The sequence below is a fragment of the Lactobacillus pasteurii DSM 23907 = CRBIP 24.76 genome (assembly GCF_000297025.1).
Taxonomy (GTDB): domain Bacteria; phylum Bacillota; class Bacilli; order Lactobacillales; family Lactobacillaceae; genus Lactobacillus; species Lactobacillus pasteurii.
In genome coordinates, this window is the sequence record NZ_CAKD01000015.1 from 1 (window position 1) to 8146 (window position 8146).

The window sequence follows — 8146 nt, forward strand, 5'->3', positions numbered from 1 at the left end:
ACTTAAACTTCCCACTTGCAAAAGTGGGCTTGTACCTTGAAAATTCAATAGTTTAGCCAATAAAAAAGCACAAGGCCTTTGTTCGCTTGATATAATTTAGTCAACCACAACATCATCAATATCAAACGAAAGGCTTGTGCTATGTCTAGTTTACCATCATTCGATACTGAAAATGAACCTAAAATCGCCCGTTCTGTTGAAAAGTTCTTCAAGGACTACAAAGTTATGGAGCTTCTCCGTAGATGTGGGCTCCGCAAGTCAAAAGGAATCCCTCTTTGGTCGATCCTTTCATACATCTTCAGTAATGTGTTTCGAGACAGAAGCATGTACATGCAACAGAAGTCTGGCAAGTGTACTGCTGGCTTCTCCAAAAACACCTACTATCGATTCATGCAGAACCCACATATCAACTGGCTCCGCTTCACTATTCTGCTAGCTGAGAAGATCGTCAATGGGCATCTGAAAGATCTGACCTCTGACCAACGTGCGGATTGCTTCGTCTTTGACGATTCGCTCTACTCCAGAACTGGATACAAGAAGACTGAGCTGGCTGCCAAAGTATTCGACCACGTTTCGATGACCTACAAGAAGGGCTTTCGGATGATGACCATGGGTTGGACTGATGGATCCTCCTTCGTCCCAATCGCTTCATCTCTCTTGTCCTCAAAGAATGATCAGAATGTCATCGGGACAACCAAGAAGATCGACAAGCGCACAATCGCGGCCAAAAGACGAATTATGGCCCAATCAAAGGGGACCGATGTAGTTATCCAGCTACTCGATCAAGCTTTGAAAGCAGGGCTTACTGCTAAGTACGTCATGTTTGACACTTGGTTCTCCAATCCTCATCAGATCGTCCAGATCAAGCAACGTGACCTAAACGTAATTGCCATGGTGAAGAAGAGTTCCAAGATCACATACGAGTTCGATGGTAAGCGGATGAACGTCAAGCAGATCTTCAGCGCATGCAAGAAGCGGCGAGGTCGTTCAAGATATCTCTTGTCCGTCCCTGTAAAGGTTGGAGATCCTGCCAAGGATGGTGCCCAGGTTGATGCCAGAATAGTCTGCGTAAGAAATCGCTCCAACCGCAAAGATTGGATCGCTCTTATTTGCACGGACATGATGATCGATGAAAATGAGATCATCAGAATTTACGGCAAAAGATGGGACATCGAAGTCTTCTTCAAGACCTGCAAGAGTTTCTTGAAACTTGGTACTGAATACCACGGCCTCTCATATGATGCATTGACTGCCCATACGGCTTTCGTCTTTCTGCGCTACATGTTCATGTCAGTTGAGAAGCGAGATGATGAAGATGATAGGACAATAGGCGAGCTCTTTTACTGCATGATAGACGAGCTTGCGGACATTACTTTCCATCACTCCCTTCAGATCCTGGTGGAAGCCATGTTCGAGAGCGTGAAAGAGATCTTCCAACTGACAGAAGAGCAGATGGAAAGGTTCACCAAAGCTTTCATTTCCCGCCTCCCGAAGTACATGCAAGAGGCTATATCGCCATCACTAGCAGCATAATTGAATATTTACTGGTTAAACTATTGAGTTTTCAAGGCTTCATAGTTCTTTTTGGTGTGGGAAGTTTAAGTTATATATTTCTTTCTGTATACATTGAATTTGTATTTAGTAAAATGCAGACAACACCACGGATCGGCTTTTGGCTGGACAATTCCAACCAAACACCGCAGCAGACAGTAGAAACCATTCTGAACGTTAGGAAGCCGGTATGATTGTTACATATAAGGGGAAGAAAAATTTCTTTTAGATACTTGTTTTCCTAAAACTGATGTGATATAATAATTCAATTCCAGAAAAGGAGTAAAAAATATGCGGCAAGGTATTCTTAAATAAAACTATAATCAAATAGTGGGAACAAAGGATTATGATAGTCCCTTTTGTAGGGGCTTAGTTTTTTGTACCCAATTTAAGAATACTTTTGCCTTATCAATTTTGACATATCCCCAAAAACAGCACTCACAAACAGGTGTATGCTGTATATGTGTATGTCCGCAAATTATCATCCCCAGTGGTAAAAGTATTTTACTGCTGGGGATTTTTATGCCCTTCGGGGCAGTAAAGGGAGGACAATCACATGAAAATAATCAATATTGGAATTCTTGCCCATGTAGACGCTGGAAAGACGACCTTGACGGAGAGCCTGCTATATGCCAGCGGAGCCATTTCAGAACCGGGGAGCGTCGAAAAAGGGACAACGAGGACGGACACCATGTTTTTGGAGCGGCAGCGTGGGATTACCATTCAAGCGGCAGTCACTTCCTTCCAGTGGCACAGATGTAAAGTCAACATTGTGGATACGCCCGGCCACATGGATTTTTTGGCGGAGGTGTACCGCTCTTTGGCTGTTTTAGATGGGGCCATCTTGGTGATCTCCGCTAAAGATGGCGTGCAGGCCCAGACCCGTATTCTGTTCCATGCCCTGCGGAAAATGAACATTCCCACCGTTATCTTTATCAACAAGATCGACCAGGCTGGCGTTGATTTGCAGAGCGTGGTTCAGTCTGTTCGGGATAAGCTCTCCGCCGATATTATCATCAAGCAGACGGTGTCGCTGTCCCCGGAAATAGTCCTGGAGGAAAATACCGACATAGAAGCATGGGATGCGGTCATCGAAAATAACGATAAATTATTGGAAAAGTATATCGCAGGAGAACCAATCAGCCGGGAAAAACTTGTGCGGGAGGAACAGCGGCGGGTTCAAGACGCCTCCCTGTTCCCGGTCTATTATGGCAGCGCCAAAAAGGGCCTTGGCATTCAACCGTTGATGGATGCGGTGACAGGGCTGTTCCAACCGATTGGGGAACAGGGGAGCGCCGCCCTATGCGGCAGCGTTTTCAAGGTGGAGTATACAGATTGCGGCCAGCGGCGTGTCTATCTACGGCTATACAGCGGAACGCTGCGCCTGCGGGATACGGTGGCCCTGGCCGGGAGAGAAAAGCTGAAAATCACAGAGATGCGTATTCCATCCAAAGGGGAAATTGTTCGGACAGACACCGCTTATCCGGGTGAAATTGTTATCCTTCCCAGCGACAGCGTGAGGTTAAACGATGTATTAGGGGACCCAACCCGGCTCCCTCGTAAAAGGTGGCGTGAGGACCCCCTCCCCATGCTGCGGACGTCGATTGCGCCGAAAACGGCAGCGCAAAGAGAACGGCTGCTGGACGCTCTTACGCAACTTGCGGATACTGACCCGCTTTTGCGCTGCGAGGTGGATTCCATCACCCATGAGATCATTCTTTCTTTTTTGGGCCGGGTGCAGTTGGAGGTTGTTTCCGCTTTGCTGTCGGAAAAATACAAGCTTGAAACAGTGGTAAAGGAACCCACCGTCATTTATATGGAGCGGCCGCTCAAAGCAGCCAGCCACACCATCCATATCGAGGTGCCGCCCAACCCGTTTTGGGCATCCATCGGACTGTCTGTTACACCACTCCCGCTTGGCTCCGGTGTACAATACGAGAGCCGGGTTTCGCTGGGATACTTGAACCAGAGTTTTCAAAACGCTGTCAGGGATGGTATCCGTTACGGGCTGGAGCAGGGCTTGTTCGGCTGGAACGTAACGGACTGTAAGATTTGCTTTGAATACGGGCTTTATTACAGTCCGGTCAGCACGCCGGCGGACTTCCGCTCATTGGCCCCGATTGTATTGGAACAGGCATTGAAGGAATCAGGGACGCAACTGCTGGAACCTTATCTCTCCTTCACCCTCTATGCGCCCCGGGAATATCTTTCCAGGGCTTATCATGATGCACCGAAATACTGTGCCACCATCGAAACGGTCCAGGTAAAAAAGGATGAAGTTGTCTTTACTGGCGAGATTCCCGCCCGCTGTATACAGGCATACCGTACTGATCTGGCCTTTTACACCAACGGGCAGAGCGTATGCCTTACAGAACTGAAAGGGTATCAGGCCGCTGTCGGCAAGCCAGTCATCCAGCCCCGCCGTCCAAACAGCCGCCTGGACAAGGTGCGCTATATGTTTCAGAAGATAATGTAACGTCTTGCGCAATGCAAGCGTTCATTGCTGGCTATTGCGAAATATCATTGATAAAATCAGTATCAGAGAGGAGAAACTATTTTGAACCAGGAACAGACGAATATTACAACAGGAAAGCAAATACGTCATCTGCGAACACAATTGGGAATGACACAGGAAGAACTAGCCGGGGAATTGAATGTTACCCGGCAGGCACTATCGAATTGGAATAAAAGATAAGCGGATTTTGTCCGTTGGGGAAACTACCTGGTTAGCTGACTGGGTAGTTTTTTTGTCGCAAAAATAGGGTAGAAATGCCTATCGAAAGTTGAGTAATGTCTTAATTACAAAGAAGAGCAAAGCAAAACGCTTTGCTCTTCTTGCATATATAAGTGAATCTGTTTTTAATAGTAACATATTACTTAACGCAACTAACTGTATTTGTCTTGCAATAAAAAGTTACTCGTCTAACATCAGAATGAACTTCCTTTTGTGCTAACAGTTGTAACTTATGTAATTCTTTCATTTTGTTACCTCCTAAAATTGTTTATTGCAGTAAATATCTAATAAAATTAAAATTCAAGGGTTCATTTTATATTTTTTTAATGTAAAATTTATCGTATAAATCGCTTCTTCCGCGAAATTTTCAATTGGAAGATTATGAAAAAATTGTAAGAGATAGAGAAAAGCGTTTTCTTCAATTTTGGCTTTTCCAATGATGAAATTTTGATAGAACAAGCTAAGCAAATGGGAATTTTATAGTTTTAAAAAGGTCGTGAGTATTTTGTATTATTCGAATTTTATCAAAAACAATCGAGTTAGGTTTATCACGATTATCTTGTTGGTTGTTAGCGGCAGCGCATTTCTAGCTGGCAACAACGCCTTGCTGACACTGCTGGGGGACAGCTTGCGCAAGGGTAATTTGTTGCTTTTCGTGGCAATTATTGGTATCAATTTTGTGGTTGATTCCATTGGCAGCGGTCTGTCTTATAGAGCTAATTATCTGTATGATAAACAGACGCAAGAGTATTTCCACAAGCTTCGATCTGCTGAAGTGGAAAAAATTTACAGCAGTGGTAACAAGGCACCGAAAGTTTCTGGCGTTCAAAACAGCTTGACCCAAGATTTAAACATGCTGGGTGAAAATTTCCTGGCTCCATGGCTGAAAATTTCCGCTTGTGGATTGGATGTAGTCCTTTCCTCAATCATTGTCTTTACCTATAACTGGCTTTTATTGCTGGTAATTCTGTTCCTTGCAGTGTTGATGTTTTTCATGCCACGATTTTTATCTCCAGCTTTACAAAAGGCTACGGATGATATTTCTAATGAAAACAAGCGCTATCTTGATATGCTGGAAAAATGGTTTAGCGGTTTGAGCGTTTTGCAGAGATATCACGCCAAGCAAAAACTGCTGGCTGTGACGACCGTCCAAGGAAAGCAACTTGAAGATGCCAATGTCAGCTGGTCTGGCCGGATGCAATTTGCCAGCGGCGTCAACAATGCCGCAAACATGCTCTCCCAGGCCTTAATCTTGCTGGTTTCAGGTGTCTTGATTATTACTGGCCGGATGAATTTTGGTGTCTTCTTTAGCATTGGCAACTTTGCCAGCACGATTTTTACTGAACTGGGAGTTGTGATCAACCAATATACTGTCTTGCAATCAAGCAAAACTTTAAACGCCAAGCTTAGAAAGCAGCTTGCGGTTCAGACTGACCACTCAGAAAAGACAGAAAGTTTGGACCATTTTCAGTCATTGTCAGTTCAAGCCTTGTCTGTGGCTTTTAGCAATGAGGAAAAAATTACTTATCCAGATTTTCAAATCAAGCGGGGAGAAAAAATTTTACTGTCAGGGGACAGCGGGACTGGAAAATCTACGCTTTTTAAACTGATCCTGCAGGAGCTGCCATTGACGACTGGAAAGATTTCTTTTAAAAACGAAGCTGGCCAGGAAATCAAACAGCCAGACCTGTCTCAAATCGGCTATGTTCCGCAAAATCCAGTTCTCTTTCCAGGTACAATCAAGGAAAATATTACGATGTTTAACTCCAAGCTGAATGACCGGGTAATGCACTTTGTTAAGCAGGTTAATTTGGAAAAAGATCTGGCTAAATTTCCGGCAGGAGTAGATACGGAGCTCGATCAAGGCAAGCATGCCCTGTCTGGTGGCCAGCGGCAAAAAGTGGTTTTGGCCAGAGCACAAATTCATGACAGTCAGCTGATTTTCATTGATGAAGGCACCTCAGCCATTGATGCACACAATGGATTTGAGATTCTGCAGAATTTGCTTCAAACCGATGCAACGATTGTTTTTATCGCACACAACTTGACTGAAGAGATGCGGCAGTTATTTGACCGGGAGATTCATTTAAGCAATGCTCATGTACGGTAAAGAAGCAAGCAACCGAAAACAATAGATAGACCGCCAGCACTACACTATTCCGAACCAAAGACCAAAAGATAAGCATTTTGAGAAAATCTAAACTTTTGGATTTTCCTACAATGCCGACTACGGCGGAATCCCTCCCACTCCTTATATACTTAAACTTCCCACTTGCAAAAGTGGGCTTGTACCTTGAAAATTCAATAGTTTAGCCAATAAAAAAGCACAAGGCCTTTGTTCGCTTGATATAATTTAGTCAACCACAACATCATCAATATCAAACGAAAGGCTTGTGCTATGTCTAGTTTACCATCATTCGATACTGAAAATGAACCTAAAATCGCCCGTTCTGTTGAAAAGTTCTTCAAGGACTACAAAGTTATGGAGCTTCTCCGTAGATGTGGGCTCCGCAAGTCAAAAGGAATCCCTCTTTGGTCGATCCTTTCATACATCTTCAGTAATGTGTTTCGAGACAGAAGCATGTACATGCAACAGAAGTCTGGCAAGTGTACTGCTGGCTTCTCCAAAAACACCTACTATCGATTCATGCAGAACCCACATATCAACTGGCTCCGCTTCACTATTCTGCTAGCTGAGAAGATCGTCAATGGGCATCTGAAAGATCTGACCTCTGACCAACGTGCGGATTGCTTCGTCTTTGACGATTCGCTCTACTCCAGAACTGGATACAAGAAGACTGAGCTGGCTGCCAAAGTATTCGACCACGTTTCGATGACCTACAAGAAGGGCTTTCGGATGATGACCATGGGTTGGACTGATGGATCCTCCTTCGTCCCAATCGCTTCATCTCTCTTGTCCTCAAAGAATGATCAGAATGTCATCGGGACAACCAAGAAGATCGACAAGCGCACAATCGCGGCCAAAAGACGAATTATGGCCCAATCAAAGGGGACCGATGTAGTTATCCAGCTACTCGATCAAGCTTTGAAAGCAGGGCTTACTGCTAAGTACGTCATGTTTGACACTTGGTTCTCCAATCCTCATCAGATCGTCCAGATCAAGCAACGTGACCTAAACGTAATTGCCATGGTGAAGAAGAGTTCCAAGATCACATACGAGTTCGATGGTAAGCGGATGAACGTCAAGCAGATCTTCAGCGCATGCAAGAAGCGGCGAGGTCGTTCAAGATATCTCTTGTCCGTCCCTGTAAAGGTTGGAGATCCTGCCAAGGATGGTGCCCAGGTTGATGCCAGAATAGTCTGCGTAAGAAATCGCTCCAACCGCAAAGATTGGATCGCTCTTATTTGCACGGACATGATGATCGATGAAAATGAGATCATCAGAATTTACGGCAAAAGATGGGACATCGAAGTCTTCTTCAAGACCTGCAAGAGTTTCTTGAAACTTGGTACTGAATACCACGGCCTCTCATATGATGCATTGACTGCCCATACGGCTTTCGTCTTTCTGCGCTACATGTTCATGTCAGTTGAGAAGCGAGATGATGAAGATGATAGGACAATAGGCGAGCTCTTTTACTGCATGATAGACGAGCTTGCGGACATTACTTTCCATCACTCCCTTCAGATCCTGGTGGAAGCCATGTTCGAGAGCGTGAAAGAGATCTTCCAACTGACAGAAGAGCAGATGGAAAGGTTCACCAAAGCTTTCATTTCCCGCCTCCCGAAGTACATGCAAGAGGCTATATCGCCATCACTAGCAGCATAATTGAATATTTACTGGTTAAACTATTGAGTTTTCAAGGCTTCATAGTTCTTTTTGGTGTGGGAAGTTTAAGT

General features: G+C 44.6%; 5 protein-coding genes. All 5 read left to right on the forward strand.

The window, feature by feature from the left end; genetic code table 11:
- Nucleotides 1–141: 141 nt before the first annotated feature.
- The 5 genes from BN53_RS03575 to BN53_RS03595 all read left to right on the forward strand — a co-directional run bounded on the left by BN53_RS03575 (nt 142) and on the right by BN53_RS03595 (nt 8075).
- A complete protein-coding gene (locus tag BN53_RS03575) occupies nt 142–1533 on the forward strand; it encodes an IS4 family transposase (RefSeq protein WP_009558959.1) in 1392 nt (463 codons plus the stop codon).
- A gap of 574 nt (nt 1534–2107) precedes the next feature.
- Nucleotides 2108–4027 carry a tetracycline resistance ribosomal protection protein Tet(W) gene (gene tet(W), locus BN53_RS03580; protein ID WP_000691721.1) on the forward strand — a complete coding sequence of 640 codons (1920 nt, stop codon included), beginning with the start codon at nt 2108–2110 and terminating at the stop codon, nt 4025–4027.
- An 81-nt stretch (nt 4028–4108) separates the two neighbouring features.
- Nucleotides 4109–4246, forward strand: a complete 138-nt coding sequence (locus BN53_RS03585) for a helix-turn-helix transcriptional regulator (RefSeq protein ID WP_009559557.1) — start codon at nt 4109–4111, stop codon at nt 4244–4246.
- A gap of 535 nt (nt 4247–4781) precedes the next feature.
- Nucleotides 4782–6395, forward strand: a complete 1614-nt coding sequence (locus BN53_RS03590; RefSeq protein WP_040537301.1) for an ATP-binding cassette domain-containing protein — start codon at nt 4782–4784, stop codon at nt 6393–6395.
- A gap of 288 nt (nt 6396–6683) precedes the next feature.
- Nucleotides 6684–8075 (forward strand): IS4 family transposase, encoded by a 1392-nt coding sequence (locus BN53_RS03595; RefSeq protein ID WP_009558959.1) that lies wholly within the window; start codon nt 6684–6686, stop codon nt 8073–8075.
- Nucleotides 8076–8146 lie beyond the last annotated feature (71 nt).